General features: G+C 72.1%; 18 protein-coding genes. 12 read left to right on the top strand and 6 right to left on the bottom strand.

What is annotated here, in order from left to right; all coding sequences use genetic code 11:
- Positions 1–12 precede the first annotated feature (12 nt).
- Both JAV76_RS02440 and JAV76_RS02435 read right to left on the bottom strand, forming a co-directional pair.
- Entirely contained in the window at positions 13–936 is a 924-nt protein-coding gene (locus JAV76_RS02440; protein ID WP_198732447.1) for a carbohydrate ABC transporter permease, read from the bottom strand.
- Positions 929–1,879, bottom strand: coding sequence for a carbohydrate ABC transporter permease (locus JAV76_RS02435; RefSeq protein WP_198732446.1), 951 nt, complete (start codon positions 1,877–1,879; stop codon positions 929–931). The genes JAV76_RS02440 and JAV76_RS02435 overlap by 8 nt, the downstream gene beginning before the upstream one ends.
- Before the next feature lie 185 nt (positions 1,880–2,064).
- Here JAV76_RS02435 and JAV76_RS02430 point away from each other — a divergent pair, with 185 nt between their 5' ends.
- From JAV76_RS02430 to JAV76_RS02415, 4 genes are all read left to right on the top strand, one after another.
- Entirely contained in the window at positions 2,065–4,194 is a 2,130-nt protein-coding gene (locus JAV76_RS02430) for a DUF6807 family protein (RefSeq protein WP_198732445.1), read from the top strand.
- A gap of 104 nt (positions 4,195–4,298) precedes the next feature.
- Entirely contained in the window at positions 4,299–4,763 is a 465-nt protein-coding gene (locus JAV76_RS02425) for a tRNA (cytidine(34)-2'-O)-methyltransferase (protein WP_198732726.1), read from the top strand.
- Positions 4,764–4,945: 182 nt separating this feature from the next.
- Positions 4,946–6,058, top strand: a complete 1,113-nt coding sequence (locus JAV76_RS02420; protein WP_198732444.1) for a glycerate kinase — start codon at positions 4,946–4,948, stop codon at positions 6,056–6,058.
- A gap of 21 nt (positions 6,059–6,079) precedes the next feature.
- Entirely contained in the window at positions 6,080–7,111 is a 1,032-nt protein-coding gene (locus tag JAV76_RS02415) for a LacI family DNA-binding transcriptional regulator (RefSeq protein ID WP_230401772.1), read from the top strand.
- Here the strand turns inward: JAV76_RS02415 and JAV76_RS02410 are convergent.
- Positions 7,077–8,900, bottom strand: a complete 1,824-nt coding sequence (locus JAV76_RS02410) for a SpoIIE family protein phosphatase (protein ID WP_198732442.1) — start codon at positions 8,898–8,900, stop codon at positions 7,077–7,079. The genes JAV76_RS02415 and JAV76_RS02410 overlap by 35 nt on opposite strands.
- Before the next feature lie 102 nt (positions 8,901–9,002).
- Between JAV76_RS02410 and JAV76_RS02405 the strand changes: the two genes are divergently transcribed.
- Complete coding sequence (locus JAV76_RS02405) at positions 9,003–9,251, top strand: DUF6480 family protein (protein ID WP_230401771.1); 249 nt, start codon at positions 9,003–9,005, stop codon at positions 9,249–9,251.
- A gap of 60 nt (positions 9,252–9,311) precedes the next feature.
- Positions 9,312–11,375, top strand: coding sequence for a beta-galactosidase (locus tag JAV76_RS02400; protein WP_198732441.1), 2,064 nt, complete (start codon positions 9,312–9,314; stop codon positions 11,373–11,375).
- A gap of 6 nt (positions 11,376–11,381) precedes the next feature.
- On the opposite strand, the gene JAV76_RS02395 is transcribed toward JAV76_RS02400, so the two are convergent.
- Positions 11,382–12,467, bottom strand: coding sequence for a LacI family DNA-binding transcriptional regulator (locus JAV76_RS02395; protein ID WP_230401770.1), 1,086 nt, complete (start codon positions 12,465–12,467; stop codon positions 11,382–11,384).
- A gap of 293 nt (positions 12,468–12,760) precedes the next feature.
- Between JAV76_RS02395 and JAV76_RS02390 the strand changes: the two genes are divergently transcribed.
- The 5 genes from JAV76_RS02390 (at position 12,761) to JAV76_RS02370 (ending at position 19,108) form a co-directional block, all read left to right on the top strand.
- On the top strand, positions 12,761–13,735 hold the full coding sequence (locus JAV76_RS02390; protein ID WP_198732440.1) for a carbohydrate ABC transporter permease: 975 nt from the start codon (positions 12,761–12,763) through the stop codon (positions 13,733–13,735).
- Positions 13,732–14,691: a carbohydrate ABC transporter permease gene (locus JAV76_RS02385; protein ID WP_372402980.1), complete on the top strand. Its 960-nt coding sequence runs from the start codon at positions 13,732–13,734 to the stop codon at positions 14,689–14,691. Before JAV76_RS02390 ends, JAV76_RS02385 begins: the two co-directional genes overlap by 4 nt.
- Positions 14,692–14,765: 74 nt before the next feature.
- Entirely contained in the window at positions 14,766–16,130 is a 1,365-nt protein-coding gene (locus JAV76_RS02380) for an ABC transporter substrate-binding protein (RefSeq protein ID WP_198732439.1), read from the top strand.
- A gap of 150 nt (positions 16,131–16,280) precedes the next feature.
- Positions 16,281–18,347, top strand: a complete 2,067-nt coding sequence (locus tag JAV76_RS02375) for a beta-galactosidase (protein ID WP_198732438.1) — start codon at positions 16,281–16,283, stop codon at positions 18,345–18,347.
- 116 nt (positions 18,348–18,463) lie between these two features.
- Complete coding sequence (locus tag JAV76_RS02370; RefSeq protein ID WP_198732437.1) at positions 18,464–19,108, top strand: YdeI/OmpD-associated family protein; 645 nt, start codon at positions 18,464–18,466, stop codon at positions 19,106–19,108.
- A 9-nt stretch (positions 19,109–19,117) separates the two neighbouring features.
- On the opposite strand, the gene JAV76_RS02365 is transcribed toward JAV76_RS02370, so the two are convergent.
- On the bottom strand, positions 19,118–19,450 hold the full coding sequence (locus JAV76_RS02365) for a cupin domain-containing protein (RefSeq protein WP_198732436.1): 333 nt from the start codon (positions 19,448–19,450) through the stop codon (positions 19,118–19,120).
- Between the two features lie 65 nt (positions 19,451–19,515).
- Positions 19,516–20,250 (bottom strand): SanA/YdcF family protein, encoded by a 735-nt coding sequence (locus JAV76_RS02360; protein WP_307843952.1) that lies wholly within the window; start codon positions 20,248–20,250, stop codon positions 19,516–19,518.
- 110 nt (positions 20,251–20,360) lie between these two features.
- Here JAV76_RS02360 and JAV76_RS02355 point away from each other — a divergent pair, with 110 nt between their 5' ends.
- The gene (locus tag JAV76_RS02355; RefSeq protein ID WP_198732435.1) at positions 20,361–21,524 is read left to right on the top strand and encodes a Gfo/Idh/MocA family protein; all 1,164 of its coding nucleotides are present in this window, start codon (positions 20,361–20,363) and stop codon (positions 21,522–21,524) included.
- Positions 21,525–21,554 lie beyond the last annotated feature (30 nt).

Genomic DNA, 21,554 nt, shown 5'->3' with positions numbered 1-21,554 from the left:
GAGGTGGGGCGGCTACTTGATGCCGGTGGTGGCGATCCCCTTGACGAGGTACTTCTGGCCGAGGAGGAAGACGATGAAGATGGGGATGAGCGACACGATGGACATCGCGAAGAGCGGTCCCCAGCTGGTCTGACCGGTGGAGTCGACGAACGTCTTCAGCGCGACGGGCACCGTGTACATGTCGGGCTTGGTGAGGAAGATCAGCTGGCTGAAGAAGTCGTTCCACGTCCAGATGAACGTGAAGATCGCGGTGGTCGCGAGGGCGGGCACGGACAGCGGCAGCATGATGCGGAAGAAGGTCCGGATGTGCCCGCACCCGTCGAGCCGGGCCGCCTCGTCGAGCTCTCGGGGTATACCTCGGAAGAACTGCACCATGAGGAAGATGAAGAACGCGTCCGTGGCGAGGAGCTTGGGCACGATGAGCGGCAGGAACGTGTTGATCCACTGCAGCTGGGAGAACAGGATGTACTGCGGGACGATCACCACGTGGATGGGCAGCATGATCGTCATGAGCATGATCGCGAACAGGAAGCCGCGACCACGGAAGTTCAGGCGGGCGAACGCGTAGGCGGCCATGGAGCAGGACACGAGGTTCCCGAGGAGGGAGCCGGCGACGACGATGGCCGAGTTGAGGATGTAGTGCCCGAAGGGGTGGGACAACGCGTTCCACCCTCCCGTGTAGTTGCTCAGGTCGATGGTCTCGGGGATGAGCGACGGGTCGCGGAAGATCAGCGAGGTCGGCTTGAGGGAGCTCGCGAGCAGCCACAGGAGCGGGTACAGCATGAGGAGCCCGAACCCGATGAGCAGGGCGTGCTTGCCGATGGCCCGCAGGCGGCGGCGCCACGGGGAGGGACGACGGGCGGCGGGGTGCGTGCTCCTCGCGTCGTCGTCGTGGTGGACGGGGGGCGTCGGGGCGACGGTCAGTGAGTCAGTCATTGTAGAAAACCCAATACTTCGAGGCGAAGAAGTTCACGGCGGTGAGTCCGGCGACGATGGCGAGCAGGAGCCACGCCATGGCTGACGCGTAACCCATGTCCAGGCTGCCGAACCCCTTCTGGTAGAGGTACAGCGTGTAGAACAGCGTCGAGTCGGCGGGACCGCCGGTGCCGCTGGAGACGATGAACGCCTGGGTGAACGTCTGGAACGCCCCGATGACCTGGAGCACGAGGTTGAAGAAGATGATGGGCGTGAGCAGCGGGATGGTGATGGACCAGAAGCGGCGCATCCTCCCGGCTCCGTCGATGGAAGCGGCCTCGTAGTACATCTCGGGGATCTGGCGCAGCCCGGCGAGGAAGATGACCATGGGCGACCCGAAGGTCCACACGTTGAGGATCATCAGGGTGCCGAGCGCCGTGTCGGGGTGGGAGACCCAGCCCTGGCCCTCGATGCCGATGACGGCGAGCGCCTGGTTGACGAGGCCGTCGGTGCCGAAGACCTGGCGCCAGAGGATGGCGACGGCGACGGACCCTCCGAGGAGGGACGGCAGGTAGTAGGCGGACCGGTAGAGGGCGATGCCGCGGACCCCCCGGTCGAGGAAGAGCGCGAGGGCGAGGGCTGCCGCGAGCTGGAGCGGTACGGAGATGAAGACGTACCGGAAGGTCACGAGGAGCGCGTTGTGCAGCCTGGGGTCGTCGATCATCCGCTGGTAGTTCTCGAGGCCGATCCACTCGGGTGCGGCGAGGAGCCCGTAGTCGGTGAACGACAGGTAGAGGGACGCGAGGATGGGCCCGACGGTGATGAGCAGGAGCCCGACGACCCAGGGGGAGAGGAAGAAGATCGCCGCCCGGGCGTCCCTCTTCTCCGAGGCGGTCGTGGGCCCTCGGCGGACGCGTCGGCCCGTGCCCTTCGTGGTGGAGCGCAGCTCTGCTACTGCGGACATTCGATGCCTCGGCAATCTTCGTTGACAGACCGGGGGGTTGGAGAGCGCTCTCCAAACCATGTAGTAGTTTGTAACAGTGATATCCGACACATGTCAATGACGACATCTCCTGTCAAGGACGACACCCACCACATCGAGGAGCCGGCCCGGTGCACACCTCCGACACGACACGACCGAGCGGAACCATGACGACGAGCCCGGGGCCCGGGGGGCCCGGGGACCCAGCGGACCCGGGACGGACGCTCACCGTCGCGCTCCTGGGGGCAGGCGGCCACGGCCGCTCCCACCTGCGCGCCGTCCGCGAGCTCGCCGCCTCGACGGTCGGGACGTCGGCACCGCCACCCGTGCGACTCCTCGCCGTCGCCGACCCCGCACCGCCGCCCGGTATCGAGGACGAGCTCGGGCCCGACGCGGTCTTCCGCACCGCGCAAGACCTCTTCGCCGTGCACTCCCCCGACCTGACCATCATCTGCACCCCCATCAACACCCACCTCGAGCTCGCCGAGCTCGCCTTCGCCGCCGGCAGCCACGTCCTGCTCGAGAAGCCCCCGACACCGTCCCTCGCGTCCTTCCGTCGCCTCCTGGCCGCGGCGGACGCGTCGGGCCTCGCGTGCCAGGTCGGCTTCCAGTCCCTCGGGTCGGACGCGCTCGCCCGCCTGCGCACCCTGGTCGCCGACGGCAGCCTCGGCAAGGTCACCGGGATCGGCGCGGTGGGCACGTGGCTGCGCGACGACGCGTACTGGTCCCGCGCACGCTGGGCCGGACGCCGCACCCTGGACGGTGCGCCCGTCGTCGACGGGGTCGTCACCAACCCCCTCGCCCACGCCGTCGCCACGGCGCTCGCCGTGGACGGCTCCACGCGCGTCGACGACGTCCTCGACATCGACGTGGACCTCTTCCACGCCAACCGCATCGAGTCGGACGACACCTCGAGCGTGCGTCTGCGCACCCGCCGCGGCACCACCGTCGCCCTGGGCCTCACGCTGTGCGCGTCCGTGCAGACGGCTCCCCGGGTCGTCGTCCACGGCACGCTCGGCACCGCGACCCTGTACTACACGCAGGACGTCCTCGAGGTGACCCACGGCACGGACGCCCCGACGACGGAACGTCTCGGGCGGACGCCCCTGCTCGCGAACCTCGTCGACCACGTGCGCACCGGGGCGCCCCTGCTGTGCCCCGTCGAGGAGACGGGGGCGTTCATGCGGGTGCTCGACGCGGTCCGCGCCGCTCCGGACCCCCGGGAGATCCCACCCGAGCACCTGCGCACCGAGATCCCCGAGCCGTGGCCGGCCGACGAGCCCGCACCGCCCGGCACTCCCCGGACCCCCCACATCGTGGTCGCGGACGTCGCGGAGTGGTGCGAGCGGGTGGCACACGAGCTCCGGACGTTCACCGAGCTCGGCGCACCGTGGACGGTCGAGCCACCGGCCCGCGAGCACGAGGTCCTCGCCGTCGCGCACGTCGCGGGACGCCCCGTCGCCGAGTACGTCGACGGGTCCGGCGCCCGCCCCTCCGACTCCCCCCGCCCGCACCTGCACCCCGTCCGGACCCTCGGCGGCGTGGTCGTCACCGACTCCGCGCCCGCCGACCACACGTGGCACGTGGGCGTCGCACCCGGCGTGCAGGACGTCGACGGTCACAACCTCTGGGGCGGGCGCACCTACGTGCGCGACCACGGGTACGTGTGGCGCGACGACCACGGACGCATCGAGCACGACGGGTGGGCGTCGCGCGGGGACGACGGGTTCGTCGAGAACCTCGCCTGGACGGGCCACGACGGGGTGCCGCTCCTGCGCGAGCGCCGGTCCGTGCGCTGGTGGCGGGTCCGCGCGGACGCGTGGGCCCTGGAGCTGCGGTCGGCGCTGAGCGTCGACCCGGACCGCACCGACGCCGTGGCCCTCGGGAGCCCGGGGTCCAACGGTCGCACCGGCGGCGGGTACGGGGGCTTCTTCTGGCGCCTGCCCGCATGCACCGACGTGCGGGTCCGGACCGCCGCGGCGGAGGGCGAGGACGACGTGCACGGGACGACCGCCCCGTGGCTCGCGTGGTCCGCCCGCACCGCACGCGGGGCGTTCACGCTCGTCGCCGAGCCCGCGTGCGACGAGGCCGCCACCGACCCGTGGGTGGTGCGCGTCGCGTCGTACCCCGGCTTCGGGTCCGCGATCGCGTGGGACTCCCCTACCGTCGTCACCCGCGGGACGCCCGCCGTGCGCGCGCACCGCGTGGCCGTCGCCGACGGGTACCTGTCGCGGGACGCCGCCGCGTCGCTCGCCCGCGCCATGGCACGGTCCCGCCGCGACGGCCCGGTGCGCTGACTCGTCGTCGGGCAGGCCGCATCGGGGAGAATGCACCGGTGACCCACGAGCCCACCGAAGAGACCCGCCCGACCTCGCCCGGGGTGGACGCACCTGCGTCCGCGCTGCCGCGTATCGTCTTCCACGAGCCGCGCATCCCGCAGAACACGGGCAACGCCATCCGGCTCGCGGCGGTCACCGGTGCCGCTCTGCACCTGGTGGAACCGCTGGGCTTCGACCTGTCCGAGCCCCGGCTGCGGCGCGCCGGGCTCGACTACCACGACCTCGCCCACGTGGTCGTCCACCCGGACCTCGACGCGCTCCTCGACGAGTCCCCCGACGCCCGCGTCCTCGCCTTCACGACCCGTGGCACCGTGCGGTACTCCGACATCGAGTACCGACCCACCGACCTCCTCCTCTTCGGCCCCGAGCCCACAGGGCTCGCCCCGGAGGTCCTCGCCCACCCGCGGGTCACCGCCGAGGTGAAGATCCCCATGCTGCCCAGCCGGCGCTCGCTCAACCTCACGTCGAGCGCGTCGATCGTCATCTACGAGGCGTGGCGGCAGATCGGCTTCCCTGACGGCGTCTGAGAACTCATTCACCCGGAACCCTCATATCCGGCCATGACCTGCCGACATACCTTCCGGAGGTGCGACGACGCGTCGGGCACGCTCCCGTGCGCCCAGCGATGTCGCCTCCGCAGACGTACGCTCTCGTCGACAGCGGTCTCGTGCCGAGGAGCGCGGACACCCGCCTTCGTGAGGAGCCTGTCATGCGCATCGTCGTCGCCCCGGACTCGTTCAAGGGAACGGTCGACGCGTCCCGCGCCGCCGACGCCATGGCGCGCGGGTGGGCGTCCGTCCGCCCGGACGACGAGGTGAGCTCCGCACCGCTCGCCGACGGCGGTGAGGGCACCCTCGACGTGATCGCCCGCTCCGTGCCCGGCGCCACCTACCACGACGTCCCCGGCTGCACCGGCCCCGACGGGCGGACCGTCACGGGCCGCTGGCTCGCCCTGCCCGACGGCACCGCCGTGGTGGACCTCGCCCAGGTGGTCGGCCTGCCCCGCATGGAGCGCCCCGACGCGCTGGGCGCCTCCACCCGCGGGCTCGGCGAGGTCATCGGCTCCGCGCTCGACGCGGGTGCCCTGTCGCTCGTGATCGCCCTCGGCGGCTCCGCGTCCACCGACGGCGGGGCCGGCGCGCTCAGCGCCCTCGGCCTCGCGCTCCTCGACGAGGCGGGCGAGGCCCTGCCCGACGGCGGCGGCGCCCTCGAGCGTCTGTTCTTCGCGGACATGACGGACCTGCGCCGTCCGCCCGCGGGCGGCGTCACCCTCCTCACCGACGTCACCAACCCCCTCCTCGGGTCCACGGGGTCCGCCGCGGTCTACGGCCCCCAGAAGGGCGCCGGCCCGGACGACGTCGCCCGCCTCGAGAACGGCCTCTCCCGGTTCGCGGGCGTCCTCGGCGGGGCGCCCGACGCACCGGGTGCGGGCGCCGCAGGCGGCACCGCCTACGGATTCACGGTGGCGTGGAAGGCCCGCGTCGAACCCGGGGCGGCTGCCATCGCGCGCCTCGTCGGCCTCGAGAACCTCCTCGCCGGGGCCGACGTGCTGCTCACCGGCGAGGGCCGGTTCGACGCGACGAGCCTCCACGGCAAGGCTGTGGGCGAGGCCCTCGCCCTCGCCGCGCACGGCCCGCGGACGGCAGTCGTCGCAGGGACCGTCGCGGCGCGCAGCGCGCTCGACGCCCTCGGCACCTGGCACTGCGCCCTCTCCGAGATCGCCGGGTCCGACGCCGCGGCCGTCGCCGAGCCCGAGCGCTGGCTCTTCGACGCGGGAGCCCGGGCGGCCCGCGAGCTCGGAGGGCCCACCTCCGCCGCGTGACGCGCCCCTAGGATGACCCCTATGACCGTGACCCTCAGCGACGTCGCCCGCGAAGCAGGAGTCTCCCTCGCCACGGCGTCACGAGCCATCAACGGCAGCGCCAACCGCACGGTCCGTCCGGACCTGCGCGAGAAGGTGCTCGACGCCGCGCGTCGCCTCCGGTACTCGCCGGACGCCAACGCGCAGGCCATGGCCCGCGGGCGCACCACGGCCCTGGGGCTCATCGTCCACGACATCGCCGACCCCTACTTCTCGACCATCGCCTCGGGGGTGACGTCGGCCGCGGAGCGCGCCGGGCTCGTGGTCACCCTCGCGAGCACCGAGCGGGACGGGGACCGGGAGCTCGCGTTCGTCGAGCTCATGCAACGGCAGCGGGCCCGCGCCATCATCCTCGCGGGCGGCCGCACCGCCGACGAGGAGGCGAACGCCCGGCTCTCGTCGGCGCTCGAGGAGTACAGGAGCCGCGGTGGCGGGGTCGCGGCCGTGGGGCAGCCTCTCCTCGGCGTGGACACCGTGACCATCGAGAACCAGCGAGCCACCGGTGAGCTCGCGAGCCGGTTGCACGCCCTCGGCTACCGCCGCTTCGGCGTGCTCGCCGGACCAGAGGGCCACCTCACCGCCGAGGCCCGCTTCGAGGGCCTGCGCGACGGCCTCGCCGGGCTGGGCGTCGAGATCGACGATGCCCACGTGGTCCGCGGGCCCTTCACGCGCGACGGCGGCTTCGAGGGGATGCGGACGCTCCTCGGACGCTCGGCGGACGGGACCTGCCCGGTGGACGCCGTGTTCGCGGTGAACGACGTCATGGCCGTCGGCGCCATGGCCGCCGCACGGGCGGCAGGCCTGTCCGTGCCCGACGACGTCGCCATCGCGGGGTTCGACGACATCCTCACGCTCCGTGACATCGTGCCCTCGCTCACGACCATCCGGCTGCCGCTCGCCGACATCGGCGTCATGGCGACGGAGCTCGCCCTCGCCCCGCCCCGGGACGAGCCGCGCGTCGTGCCGGTCGACGGTCAGGTCATCGTGCGGGACTCGACGCCCCGACGGTCCTGACCGTCCCCGCCCCGTCCGTCCGGTCGCCACCGGCTCGGACCGCCGATGCGTGCTGCGCGGGCCGGCCGGCGCGGGGGCGGACGAGGACGAGCGCCACGTCGTCCTCCGCGAACCCGGGCAGGAGCGTGTCGAGGACCTCGTCGCAGAACTCCTCGATGCTCGTCCCGCAGGTGCGCCCGAGGACGTCGACGAAGGTGTCGAGGTTGTCCACGAGCGACCGGTCGCGACGCTCCACGAGGCCGTCGGTGTAGAGGACGAGGGTGTCCCCCTCGTCCAGCTCGATCGTGTGGTCCGTGCGGACACGGTCCGGGATGACCCCGAGGATGAGGTCGTTGTTCCGACGGACCAGCTCGACGCTCCCGTCGGCACGGACGATCGCCGGCGGGACGTGCCCCGCGTTGGACCAACGGACCATGACGCCCGGCCCGTCGGTCTCCTCGATGCGCGCGACGATCGCCGACGCGACGGCCGAGCGACCGAGGGCCAGGCCGTGGATGGCGGCGTCCGTCCGTTCGAGCACGCGTGCGGGCGAGTCGCCGGTGTCGTAGGCGATGGCCCGGACGGTTCCGCGCACCTGTGCCATGGCCGCGGCCGCGTGCTGGTCGTGCCCCGCGACGTCGCCGATGACGACGGTCGCGGTCCCGTCCTGCGTGACGAACGCGTCGTACCAGTCCCCGCCCACCGCGAGGTCGGCCGACGCGGGCCGGTAGCGCACGGCGACCTCGAGCCTGTCATGGTCCGGCGGCGGGGTGAGGAGGGAGCGCTGGAGCGTGAGGGTCGCCTCGCGGACCCGCTGCGCCTCGCGCTCCGAGCGGGTGGCACGGTCGTGGAGCGACTCCAGCCGACGACGCTGGGCGAGCGACGAGCTGAACGAGTCACCGACGGCCGACGCGAGGACGGTGAGGAAGGAGCGGCGGCCCTCGTCGTCGGGTCGGCGGTCGGACGGTTCGAGGACGACGACGCCCGCGACGGTCTCGTCGCCGGGGCGGGCGAGCGGTGCCGCGAGCGCGGAGCCGCGCTGGGCCGGGATGCCGGTGGCCACGACGGTGCGGAGCAGGTCCAGGGGGACCCCGCAGGCGTCCTCGTCCCCGTGCGTCGAGGCGGCGAGGACGACGTCCCGCGGGCCCAGGCGGGCCGCGCCGGGCAGGGCCGCGGCCGTGAGGTAGAGGGAGCCTGCCGCGATGTCGGCACTGTCCCGGAGGACCTCGACCACGCCCTGCGCGAGCCCGGCGAGGTCCCCGTCGTGGGCACGCATCCTGACGTGCAGCGCGTCGATGGTCGCGAGGCGGCGCCCGGAGACGACCGCCGCCGTCGTCTCCGTGGCGATGTCGAGCACGCCCACGACCGCTCCGGTCTCGTCCGTGAGGGGGCTGTAGGAGAAGGCGAACCTGGCCTCCTCGTCGAAGCCCGACCGGTTCACCATGAGCTCGATGTCCTCGAACCACGTGGGCCTGCCCGTGGTGAGCACCTGGTCGAAGAGCGGGCGGACGTCGTCCCAGATCTCCGCCCAGACCTCGGCGACCGACGAACCCATCGCCCCGGGGTGCTTGCGGCTTCCCAGCATGTCGCGGTAGCCGTCGTTGTAGATCATGGTCAGCTCCGGGCCCCACGTGACCAGGACGGGGAACCGCGTGCTGAAGCACAGACGGACGGCGTTGCGCAGCGACTCCGGCCAGGTCTCGGGCGCGCCCAGCGGCGTGTCCTCCCACCGGACCTCGCGAGCGAGGGCACCCGTGCTGCTCGGGTGGGCGCTCGTGCTCGTCGCCTCGGTGAGCCAGTCCGTCGTCACGGACCCAAATTACTGGGAGGGTGCGTCCGCCGCTCGTCGGGACACCGCTCGAGGGCGCGCCTACTGTGGGAGCAGACCGTCCTCGTCCCACCAAGGAGACCCATGGCCACCGAAGCGCACAACGCCGATCCCGACCCGGACGAGCTGCCCGCAGGAGCACCGGGGGCCGGGAGCGGTTCCGTCGAGCCCGGCGACACCCCACCGGGCGAGAGCTCCGTGAGCGCGGTCCAGGGTCACGGGGAGGACGCGCCGGCGCGGTGGACGCAGTGGGCGTGGCTCGGCGGGATCGGCCTCGTCGTGCTGGTGGGCGCGCTGGCGTTCCTCGGGTACGGGCTCGGCCTCCTGGACTGACCGAGGCCGCGTCGCCGGTCCGGTTGTGCCGCCACGACCGAGCTGGAATACGCTTACCCAATGGCTCCCGACGACGCGACCTCCCCCGCACCCATCACGCCCCGACCCGCAGGCACCCCCTGGAACGCACGCCTCGCCGGCCTCGGGTACGGCGGCGACTACAACCCCGAGCAGTGGCCCGAGGTGACCCGCCTCGAGGACGTCGACCTCATGGTCGAGGCCGGCGTCAACCTCGTGAGCGTCGCCATCTTCGCGTGGGCCACGATCGAGCCCGACGAGGGCACCTACGAGTTCGGGTGGCTCGACGAGACCCTCGACCGCCTCCACGCCGCCGGGATCCAGGTGGCGCTCGCCACCGCCACGGCCAGCCCGCCCCCGTGGCTCACGGCCCGCCACCCCGAGATCCTCCCGCAGCTCGCCGACGGGACCGTCCTGTGGCAGGGCGGACGCCAGTCCTACTCCGTGACCCACCCCGTGTTCCGCGAGTACGCCCTGCGCACCACCCGTGTGGTCGCCGAGCGCTACCGTGACCACCCTGCGCTCGCCCTGTGGCACGTCGACAACGAGATCGGGTGCCACGTCCCCCGCGACTACTCGGACGCGGCCGCCGCCGCGTTCCGGACCTGGCTCACCACCCGATACGGCACCGTCGACGCCCTCAACGAGGCGTGGGGCACCGCCTTCTGGTCGCAGCGCTACTCGACGTTCGACGACGTCCTCCCCCCGAGGACCGCCCCCACCTACGCGAACCCGACCCAGCAGCTCGACTTCGACCGCTTCTCCTCCGACGCCCTGCGGGACTACTACCGGGACCTGCGCGACACGCTGCGCAGCATCACCCCGGACGTGCCCACCACCACCAACCTCATGGCGTCCACCGGCACCAAGGGGATGGACTACTTCTCCTGGGCGCACGACCTCGACGTCGTCGCCAACGACCACTACACGGCCGCCGACGACGCCGAGCGTCACATCGAGCTCGCGTTCTCCGCGGACCTCACCCGCGGGATCGCCGGAGGGGCGCCGTGGATCCTCATGGAGCACTCGACGTCGGCGGTGAACTGGCAGCCCCGCAACCGCACCAAGGCCCCGGGCGAGATGCTCCGCAACTCCCTCGCCCACGTAGCCCGCGGCGCCGACTCGGTGATGTTCTTCCAGTGGCGTCAGTCGCGGGCCGGCGCGGAGAAGTTCCACTCCGCGATGCTGCCCCACGCCGGGACGGACACCGACGTGTGGCGCAGCACCGTCGAGCTCGGCGACGCCCTGAAGAGGCTCGCCCCGGTGCGCGGGTCCCGGGTGCGCTCGCGCGCCGCGATCCTCTTCGACTACGAGGCATGGTGGGCCGCGGAGCTCGACTCCCACCCGACGCAGGCGCTGCGCTACACCGAGCAGGCCCTGACGTACTACCGCGAGCTCTGGTACCGGGGCGTGAGCGTCGACATCGTCCACCCCTCGCACGACCTCACCGGCTACGACCTCCTCGTGGTCCCCACCCTCTACCTCGTCTCCGACGACGACGCCGCGGCCGTGGCGCGCGCCGCGGAGCGCGGCGCGACCGTGCTCGTCACCTACTTCTCCGGGATCGTCGACGAGAACGACCACGTGCGCCTCGGAGGGTACCCGGGGGCGTTCCGCGACCTCCTGGGCGTCCGCACCGAGGAGTTCTACACGCTCCAGGAGGACGAGACCGTCACCGTGACCGGGTCCGGCACCCTGGGCGGCACGTTCTCGGCGGACCTGTGGACGGAGAAGACGCACCTCGAGGGCGCGCACTCCGTCGCGGTGTACGACGACGGCGCCCTCGCCGGGCACCCGGCCGTCACACGGCGCGACGCCGGCCAGGGGCACGCCTGGTACGCCGCGACGCGGCTCGACCGCGCCGGGACGGCCACCCTCGTGGACGCCCTCCTCGCCGACTCCGGCGTGACGCCAGAGGCCGACGCGCCGCGGGGCGTGGAGGTGGTACGTCGTCACGGTGGCGACGCGTCGTTCCTCTTCGTCGTCAACCACACGGACTCGGCGGTCACCGTGCCCGTCACCGGGACGGACCTGGTCGCGGACGTGCACGTCACCGAGGCCCTCACGGTGGGCCCGGGGAAGGTGGCCGTGGTCCAGGAGGGCTGAGCAGGATCAGGTGGTGGGTCGACCCGGCGGGCCCGAGCTCGACCGCAGCACGAGCTCGACCGGGACCACCCGCATGGGGTGGGTGCCGCGCCCGTTCTCCATCTGGTCGAGGAGCGTCTGCACGCACAACGACCCGATGGTGTCGAAGCGCTGGCGCACCGTCGTCAGCGGCGGCCACACGTACTCGGCCTCCTCGATGTCGTCGAAACCCACCACCGAGACGTCCTCGGGGATGCGCACACCGCGCTCGTGGAACGCCCGCATGAGGCCGAGGGCCATCTGGTCGTTGGCGCAGAACACCGCGGTCAGGTCCTCGCGCGGCAGGTCCGCGAGCTCCCGCCCCGCCTGGTAGCCCGACGCCGCCGACCAGTCCCCGCGCAGCGGTACCGGCGTCGGGACGCCCGCGTCCGCGAGCGCGGACCGCCACGCCGCGGTGCGCTCGTGCGCCGCGCTGGACGTCTGGGGCCCCGCGACGTGCCACACGGTGCGGTGACCCATCGCGAGGAGGTGGTCGACCGCCCGCCGGACGCCACCCTCCTGGTCGGTGTCGACGATGGGGTAGTCGGGGTGCGTCGAGGGGTAGGTGTCGGTGACGACCACGGGCAGGTCGGGGCCGATGACGAGGGACGGGGCGTCGAGGATCTCGGCCTGGATGATGACCAGCCCGTCGACGTTCTGGCCGGCGAGGTTGGCGATGGCGGCGCTCACGCGTCCGGCCGTGGGGCGCTCGACGGTGACGAGGTTGATGGAGAAGCCCGCGGCGCGGCTGGCGGTGGCGATGGCCTCGATGGTCCGCGCGTCCCCGATGCGGGAGACGGAGAAGGAGATGACGCCGAACGCCCCGAAGCGGCCGGTGGCCAGGGCGCGAGCGGCGCCGTTGGGCTGGTACCCCACGACGCGCATCGCGGAGAGGACCTTGTCACGGGTGGCGTCGTCGACGTTGGGCCGGCCGTTGGCGACGCGGGAGACGGTCTGGGCGGAGACGCCGGCGATCTTCGCGACGTCGGCCATGGAGGGCGCTCGCCGACGCGCGGCGGGGGGTTGGGCGGGAGGGGCGGGCGGCTCGGTGCGCGACATGTCCTCGAGCTCCATCCAGGCATCGTAGTGGCTGCGCCCCGCTGCTCCGGCGCACCGTGGGACCGCTGATGTTTGCGCAATCATAGCCATTGTCGACGCGAACCGGGGCGGGAACGCTCCCACGGACCGCGCGATCCCGCCGTTACCGCATCGAGACGTGCGCAGCAGTTGACCGGAGCCCGCCCGCCTGCGAAGGTGGCTCTCACCGAAAGATGTTTGCGCAAACATGCCGCACTGCTCCACCGACGTGGTGATCCACCCGGTACGCAGCGGCCGTCCCGACTCGCCGCACGGAAGAACGAGAGACGATGACGTCCCCCACGAAGCCCCAGCACGCCGCACCCGGCGCGCCCGCCCCGGAGGCGACACAGCCACCGCGGCGCACCGCCCGACGGTCCCGCTACACCCGCCAGGACTGGGCGGGCGCAGGGTTCGTCGCACCGTTCCTCGCCGTGTTCGTCTTCTCGATCGTCGCCCCCCTGCTCTACGCCCTCTACCTGTCCTTCTTCCAGGACCGGCTCATCGGGGGGTCGTTCTTCACGGGGCTCGCCAACTACACGAAGGCCCTGGCGGACCCGCTCCTCCACGCCGGCCTCGGGCGCGTCCTGCTCTTCCTCGCCGTCCAGGTGCCCATCATGATCGGCATCGCGCTCTTCGCGGCGCTCGCGATCGACTCCGGTCGGCTTCGGGGCTCCGGCGGGTTCCGCATCGCCCTCTTCCTGCCCTACGCCGTGCCCTCCGTCGTCGCCGCCCTCATGTGGGGATACATCTACGGCGAGGACTTCGGGCTCGTCGGGCAGGTCTTCGACCTCTTCGGCGCCACACCCCCCGCGCTCCTCTCGGGCACGTGGATGCTCGCCTCCATCGGGAACATCGTCACCTGGTCGTTCATGGGCTACAACATGCTCATCCTCTACTCGGCGCTCCGGGTCATCCCCACCGAGCTCTACGAGGCCGCCGAGATCGACGGGGCCGGCGCCCTGCGCACCGCGTGGTCCATCAAGCTCCCCGCCCTGCGGCCGGCGCTCCTCCTCACGGTGATCTTCTCCATCATCGGCAGCTTCCAGCTCTTCAACGAGCCCAACGTCCTGCGCTCCCTCGCACCGACGACCATCACCACCTACTACACACCCAACATGTACGCCTACAACCTCGCGTTCAACGGCCAGCAGTACAACTACTCCGCCGCCGTCGCCGTGATCGTCGGCCTCATCACCGTGCTCGTCGCCTACGCAGCGCAGCGTGTCAGCAACCGCGCCGAGACCGGGAGGAAGTCCAAGTGAGCACCGAAGCCCGCACCCCCGCACCCGTCCCCACCGACAACACCACCACCCCCGGCGACCCGCCGCGCACCGGTGGCCCCAGGCTCTCCCGCAGGCCACCGAGCTCCGGCCGCACCCGGTCCTCGATCCCCCTGACGGTCGTCATGGTCGCCATGTTCGTCTACGTCCTGCTCCCCCTCGTGTGGCTCACCATCAACGCCACCAAGACCAACGGCGGCCTGTTCAGCTCCTTCGGCCTGTGGTTCGCCGACGACTTCGCGCTCTGGGACAACCTCAAGGCCCTCTTCACCTACCAGGGCTCGGTGTACCCGCGCTGGCTCGCCAACACCGTCCTCTACGCCGGGGTCGGCGGCGTCGGTGCCACCATCCTCGCCACCCTCGGCGGCTACGGCCTCGCCAAGTACGACTTCCCCGGCCGCCGCGCGGCCTTCGCGATCGTCATCGGCGCCATGACCGTCCCCATGACGGCCCTGGCCGTCCCCACGTTCCTCATGTTCTCCGAGCTCGGCCTGACGAACACCGTGTGGGCCGTCCTCGTCCCCGCCCTCGCCAGCCCCTTCGGGCTCTACCTCATGTACGTCTACGCGCAGGACTCCGTCCCCGACTCGCTCCTCGAGGCCGCGCGCCTCGACGGCGCGAGCGAGCTCCGGACCTTCCTCACCGTGTCCCTGCGGCTCCTGTCCCCCGGGTTCGTCACCGTGCTCCTGTTCTCGGTGGTCGCCACGTGGAACAACTACTTCCTGCCGCTCATCATGCTCAGCGACCCCAAGCTCTACCCCCTCACCGTGGGCCTCAACCAGTGGAACGACCAGGCCGGGTCCTCCGGTCAGGGCGAGCCGGTGTACAACCTCGTCCTCACCGGGTCACTCGTGGCGATCGTGCCGCTCGTCATCGTCTTCCTCTTCCTCCAGCGCTTCTGGCAGTCCGGCCTCGCCGCCGGCTCCGTGAAGCAGTGACCCGGGCCCGCCCCAGAACCGCACCACCCCTCCTGCCCACCTCTCCACACCGACGACGAAGTACGAGGAGAACCATGAACACCACCCGAGCACGACTCCAGCGCAGCACCGGCATCGCCGCCACGCTCGCGCTGACCCTCGGCCTCGCCGCCTGCGGCGGCGGTGACGGCGACGACACCCCGGGCAGCGCCGACGGCGTGACCGTCGCCGACATCGACGCAGTCCTCGAGTCCGACGAGGAGGTCACCATCGAGTACTGGACCTGGGTCCCCGACATCCAGGACACGGTCGACCTCTTCGAGGAGACCTACCCGCACATCACGGTGAACGTCACCAACGCCGGGCAGTCGGCCGACCAGTACACCAAGCTGCAGAACGCCGTGAAGGCCGGCTCCGGCGCGCCCGACGTCGCCCAGATCGAGTACTTCGCCCTCCCGCAGTTCGCCCTCTCCGAGGCCGTCGTCCCCCTCTCCGAGGTGGGGCTCGGGGACCTCGAGGGCGAGTACGCCGCGTCCGCATGGGACCAGGTGAGCGTGAGCGGCGCGCAGTACGGGTTCCCGCAGGACACCGGGCCCATGGTCATGTTCTACCGCGAGGACATCCTCGCCGACCTCGGCGTCGAGGTCCCCGAGACCTGGGACGACTTCGTCGAGGTCGCCCGCGCCATCAAGGCCGACAACCCCGACAACTACATCACCTCGATCGACCCCGGTGACGCCGGCGGCGTCGACTCCCTCATCTGGCAGGCCGGCGGACGCCCCTTCAGCGTCGACGGCACCACCGTGGGCGTCGACTTCACCGACGAGGGGACCCAGCAGTGGACCGAGCTCTACGACACCCTCGTCCAGGAGGAGCTCGTCGACGTCACCGCCGGCTGGAACGACGCGTTCTGGCGCTCCTTCGCCGACGGCAAGTACGCCATGTGGCTCACCGGCGCCTGGGCGCCCGGCTCCATCCGCAACAACATCCCCACGAGCGAGGGCCTGTGGCGCGCCGCCCCCATGCCCACGTACGAGGCCGGGACGCCCATGAACGCCGAGAACGGCGGGTCCGCCATCACCGTCATGCAGCAGAGCGACAAGAAGGCCGCCGCGCTCGCATTCGCCCGCTGGATGACCACCTCCCCCGAGGCCGTGCTCTCCCAGTCGCAGGCCGGCCTGTTCCCCGCGACCACCGGCATCATGGAGGACCCCGAGTTCCTCGGCACCGAGGACCCGTTCTTCGGCAACCAGAAGACCAACGAGGTGTTCGTCGAGGCCTCGCAGTCCGTGTCCTCCGGGTGGCAGTACCTGCCCTTCCAGGTCTACGCGAACTCCGTCTTCGGTGACACCGCCGGCCAGGCCCTGAGCAACGCCACCCCGCTCGCCGACGGTCTGCAGACCTGGCAGGACGAGGCCGTGTCGTACGGCGCCGGCCAGGGCTTCACCATGGCCGACTGACCCGCAGCACCAGCTGCACCTCAGCGCACCGCACCGCACCACCCCGGCGGGCCAGGGCCCGTAACCGACCGAGCCCCGGCCCGCCACCGCCGCACCGCGCCCCAGGACGTCACGTCTGCGCGCACCACCCCGACCCACAGGACTGATGACATGGCATCCCGCTGGATCCGCTGGCCCGAGCCCCTCGCCACCACCGCCCCCACGCCGCGCGGCCCCATCGCCTACGGCGGGGACTACAACCCCGAGCAGTGGTCGCGCGACGTGTGGCTCGACGACGCACGCCTCATGCAGGAGGCCGGCGTCAACCTCGTGAGCATCGCGATCTTCTCCTGGGCGCGCATCCAGCCCGCACCGGACGTGTGGGACTTCGAGTGGCTCGACACCGTCATCGAGATCCTCCACGCCCACGGCGTCGCGGTGGACCTCGCGACCGCGACCGCCAGCCCGCCCCCGTGGCTCACCACCCTCCACCCGGAGATGCTCCCCGTGGACGTCGACGGGCACACCCTCTTCCACGGCTCACGCCAGTCGTGGAGCCCCAGCTCCCCCGTCTACCGCGAGCACTCCCTCGCGCTCGTCGAGAAGATGGCCGAACGGTACGGCGCGCACCCGGCCCTGGCCATGTGGCACGTGTCCAACGAGCTCGGCTGCCACAACGCCCTCGACTACTCCGACGTCGCAGCCGCCGCGTTCCGCACCTGGCTCGAGGCCCGGTACGGGACGCTCGACGAGCTCAACCGTGCGTGGGGCACCGACTTCTGGTCGCAGCGGTACACCGCGTGGGGCGAGGTCCTCCCACCGCGCCGGTCCACGTCGTTCGCCAACCCCACGGCGCAGCTCGACTTCGCCCGGTTCAGCTCCCACCAGCTCCGCGAGCAGCTGCGCGCCGAGCGCGAGGTCCTCACCCGGATCACCCCGGACGTCCCGGTGACCACCAACTTCATGGTCATGGGCGAGACCCGCAACATGGACTACGCGTCCTGGGCGGGCGACGTCGACCTCGTCTCCAACGACCACTACGTGTGGTCCGCCGACCCCGAGTCCCACGTCGAGCTGTCGTTCTCCGCGGACCTCACGCACGGGATCGCCGGCGGTGAGCCGTGGATGCTCATGGAGCACTCCACGTCCGCCGTGAACTGGCAGCACGTCAACCTCGCGAAGCGCCCGGGCCAGCTGCGCCGCAACTCCCTCGCGCACGTGGCCCACGGGGCCGACGCCGTCTGCTACTTCCAGTGGCGGCAGTCCGCGGCGGGCGCGGAGAAGTTCCACTCCGCGATGGTCCCGCACGCGGGCACCGACTCGGCGCTGTGGCGTTCCGTGGTGAGCCTCGGCGCCGACCTCGTGTCGCTCGGCGAGGTCGCGGGCTCGAGCGTCCACGCCGACGTCGCGGTGCTCTTCGACTGGGAGTCCTGGTGGGCCAGCGAGCTCGACTCGCACCCGTCGAACGCGTTCCGCTACCGCCGTGGTGCCCTCGACTGGTACCGGACGCTCTTCGCGGCGCAGGTCGGCACCGCCGTGCTCCCCGCCGACGCGCCCCTCGACGGGTACCGGCTCGTCGTCGTCCCGCACCTCTACCTCGCCGACGAGGCCGTCGTGGCCCGCCTCACGGCGTTCGCGGAGGCCGGCGGGAGCGTCCTCGTCACCTACTTCTCCGGGATCGCCGACACCGACGACCACATCCACCTCGGCGGTTACCCCGGGGCGTTCCGCGACCTGCTCGGGGTGCGCGTCGAGGAGTTCGCGCCCGTCCTGCCGGGTGACGTCGTCCACCTCGAGGCGAGCGGTCCCCTCGGTGCCGGCCGCGTGCTCGCCGGGTCCGGCTGGACCGAGCCCGTGGGCCTCGTCGGGGCGGAGTCCGTCGCGTCGTACACGGACGGGCCGAGCGCCGGCTGGGCGGGGATCACCCGCGCGGCCCGCGGCACGGGTGCCGCCTGGTACGTGAGCACCGACCTCGACGACGAGGGCCGCACGGCACTCGCGACGGCGCTCCTCGCGGAGGCCGGGGTCCACCCGCTCGCCGAGGCGGGCACGGGCGTCGAGCTCGTCGAGCGCCGCTCCCCCGAGGGGGCCCGTTTCCTCTTCGCGATCAACCACACCGACACGGACACCCACGTCGCCGCCTCGGGGACGGATCTCCTCACCGGCACGACGCACGACGGCACCGTGCCCGTGGGGGCGGGCGACGTGGTCGTCCTGCGGCTCGGCGACGCGGGGTAGCGACTGCGGCGCACGGCAGCAGCGACGGGGACGGCCCCGGCACCGTCAGGGTGCCGGGGCCGTCGGGTGTCGGTCGCCACCCGTACCCTGACCGGACGCGACCACGGAGGGACCGCATGAGCACCGAGAGCGCCGAGAGCCCCCAGAGCCCCGAGGCCGACACGAGCGCGGAGGTCACCGGGGCCACACGTCCGGCAGATCTGGTGCTGCCTGACGTCGGGGCGTGGAGGCGGTGGCTCGACACGCACGAGGACGCCTCGGACGGCGTGTGGTTGCGTCTCGCGAAGAAGGGCACCACGTCCCCCACGTCCCTCACGTACGCGCAGGCGCTCGACGAGGCGCTGTGCAGCGGGTGGATCGACGGGCAGAAGCGGTCCCACGACGCCTCGACCTTCGTGCAGCGGTTCACGCCCCGACGTCGCCGGTCGATGTGGTCGCGACGCAACGTCGGCCTCGTGGCGCGGCTCACGGAGGAGGGCCGGATGCGGGCGCGCGGTGTCGCCGAGGTCGTGGCAGCGCAGGCCGACGGGCGGTGGGAGCGTGCGTACGCCGGTGCGGCCACGATGGAGGTCCCGCCGGACCTCACGGCAGCGCTCGACGCGTCGCCCGCGGCCGCGCAGGCGTTCGCGACGCTCGACTCGCAGAACCGCTACGCGGTGCTCCACCGCATCGTCACGGCACCGGACGACACGGTGCGGGAGCGTCGCCGCGCCCGACTGGTGGAGATGCTCGCGCGCGGGGACGTCCCGCACCCGCGGTGACCGGAGGGGTCAGCGGAGCTTGGCGACGGTGAGCAGGATCGCCGAGTCCTCGAGCGCCTCGACGGCGTGGCGGGCCTGCGGCACGGCGATGAGGGACCCCCGCGCACCCTCCCAGGAGTTCTCACCGGCCGTGAGGACCACGCGACCCTCGAGGACGATGACGGTCGCCTCGCCGGGGTTCTCGTGCTCGTCGAGGCGCGTCCCGGCGGTCATCGCGATGATCGTCTGGCGCAGCACGTGCTCGTGCCCGCCGAACACCGTCTGGGCGGTGCGCCCGTTCGACGTCGCACGGGCGGTCTCGAGGGTCTGACGGGCGATCGCGGTGAGCGAGAACTTCTCCATCGCCCCACAGTGGCAGACCGCCGACGGCGCCGCACCCGGCCGGGACGGGACCGCTGCCGAGACCGTCAGCTCGCGGGCGCAGCGGCATCGACCGCGACGAGGGCGTCCTGGACCGCCGGGTCCGGACCGTCCAGGACGGTGTCGCCACCGGTGACGAGGTCCATGACCGCCTTCACGGAGGCGAGCTGCTCCCGCACGACGCTGCTGCGCCACTGGTCCGGCTTGCGGTCCCGCGCGGCGGAGTCGCCCACGCCGACGGCGTCGATGCCGAGCGCGCGGCAGGCCGCGATCGCTCGGGGCACGTGGTAGCTCTGGGAGACCACCGTGAGGGCGTCGACGGCGTAGACCTCGGCGGCCCGGCCGCAGGAGTCGTGCGTGTCGTACCCGTGCGGGTCGACGACGATCCGTGCAGGGTCTACCCCGGCCTCGACGAGGTAGGCGCGCATGGCGGCCGGCTCGTCGTAGCGTTCCGGGTGTCCGTCGCCGCTGAGCAGGAGGACCTCGACGGACCCGTCGTCGAGGAGGTCCTTGGCGAGGTCGAGGCGATCCGCGAGGGACGGTGAGGGGCGCCCGTCGGCGTAGACGCGCGCGCCGAGGACGAGGGCCACGGGACGCTGCGGGACCTCGGACCGGAGATACATGTGCCCGGAGGCCGACGTCCGGACGTAGCCGATGCTCCCTCCGACCACGAGGGCGAGGAGGCTCACTGCCACGAGCAGGGCGATCAGGAGCGGGCGGCGGCGGGAGCGAGGGCGGGCGGCGGGGGCTTCGATCGGGGCTGCGGTGGAGGCTGTGGGCACAGCGCCAGTATTCCGCACGGAGGGGCGCCGTCTTGACTGGTGGTGCGGCCGATCCGTAAGGTGGAAAGCGCATTCCGAATCGCGCAGCGCCGAGCAACCGGAGACACCTCATGACCACCCGCACCCTTCGTATCGCCATGAACGGCATCACCGGCCGCATGGGATACCGCCAGCACCTCGTCCGCTCGATCCTGCCGATCCGGGACGCCGGCGGGTTCACGCTCGAGGACGGCACGCGCGTGCAGGTGGAGCCCGTCCTCGTGGGCCGCAACGAGGCCAAGGTCAGCGAGCTCGCTCGGCTGCACGACGTCGAGCACTGGACCACCGACCTCGACGGCGCCATCGCCGACCCCACGGTCGACATCGTCTTCGACGCCTCCATGACCAGCCTGCGTGCCGCGACGCTCAAGAAGGCCATGGGTGCCGGCAAGCACATCTTCACCGAGAAGCCCACGGCGGAGACCCTCGACGAGGCCGTCGACCTCGCGCGCATCGCGAAGGACGCGGGCGTCACCGCGGGCGTCGTGCACGACAAGCTCTACCTGCCGGGACTCGTCAAGCTGCGCCGCCTCGTCGACGAGGGCTTCTTCGGTCGCATCCTGTCGATCCGCGGGGAGTTCGGCTACTGGGTGTTCGAGGGCGAGCACCAGGACGCCCAGCGCCCGTCGTGGAACTACCGCAAGGAGGACGGCGGGGGCATGACCACGGACATGTTCTGCCACTGGAACTACGTCCTCGAGGGGATCATCGGTTCCGTGCGGTCCGTCACGGCGCGCACCGCGACGCACATCCCGACCCGGTGGGACGAGCAGGGGCAGCCGTACCCGGCCACGGCCGACGACGCGTCGTACGGGATCTTCGACCTCGAGACCCCCGACGGCGACCCCGTGGTGGGGCAGATCAACTCGTCGTGGGCGGTGCGCGTGTACCGCGACGAGCTCGTCGAGTTCCAGGTGGACGGCACCCACGGCTCCGCGGTCGCGGGCCTCAACAAGTGCGTCGCGCAGCAGCGCGCCCACACCCCCAAGCCCGTGTGGAACCCCGACCTCCCGGTCACGGAGTCGTTCCGCGACCAGTGGCTCGAGGTCCCCGCGAACGGCGACCTCGACAACGGCTTCAAGGCCCAGTGGGAGGAGTTCCTCCGCGACGTCGTCGCCGGGCGCGAGCACCGCTACGGCCTGCTGTCGGCAGCACGCGGCGTCCAGCTCGCCGAGCTCGGCCTGAAGTCCTCCGCCGAGCGCCGCACCATCGACATCCCGGCCCTGGAGATCTGACCCCTCCCCTCCCTCCCTGGCCCAGTGCCC

The sequence above is a fragment of the Sanguibacter suaedae genome (assembly GCF_016342785.1).
Classification (GTDB): domain Bacteria; phylum Actinomycetota; class Actinomycetes; order Actinomycetales; family Cellulomonadaceae; genus Sanguibacter; species Sanguibacter suaedae.
This window is presented reverse-complemented; position numbering and strand designations above follow the sequence as displayed.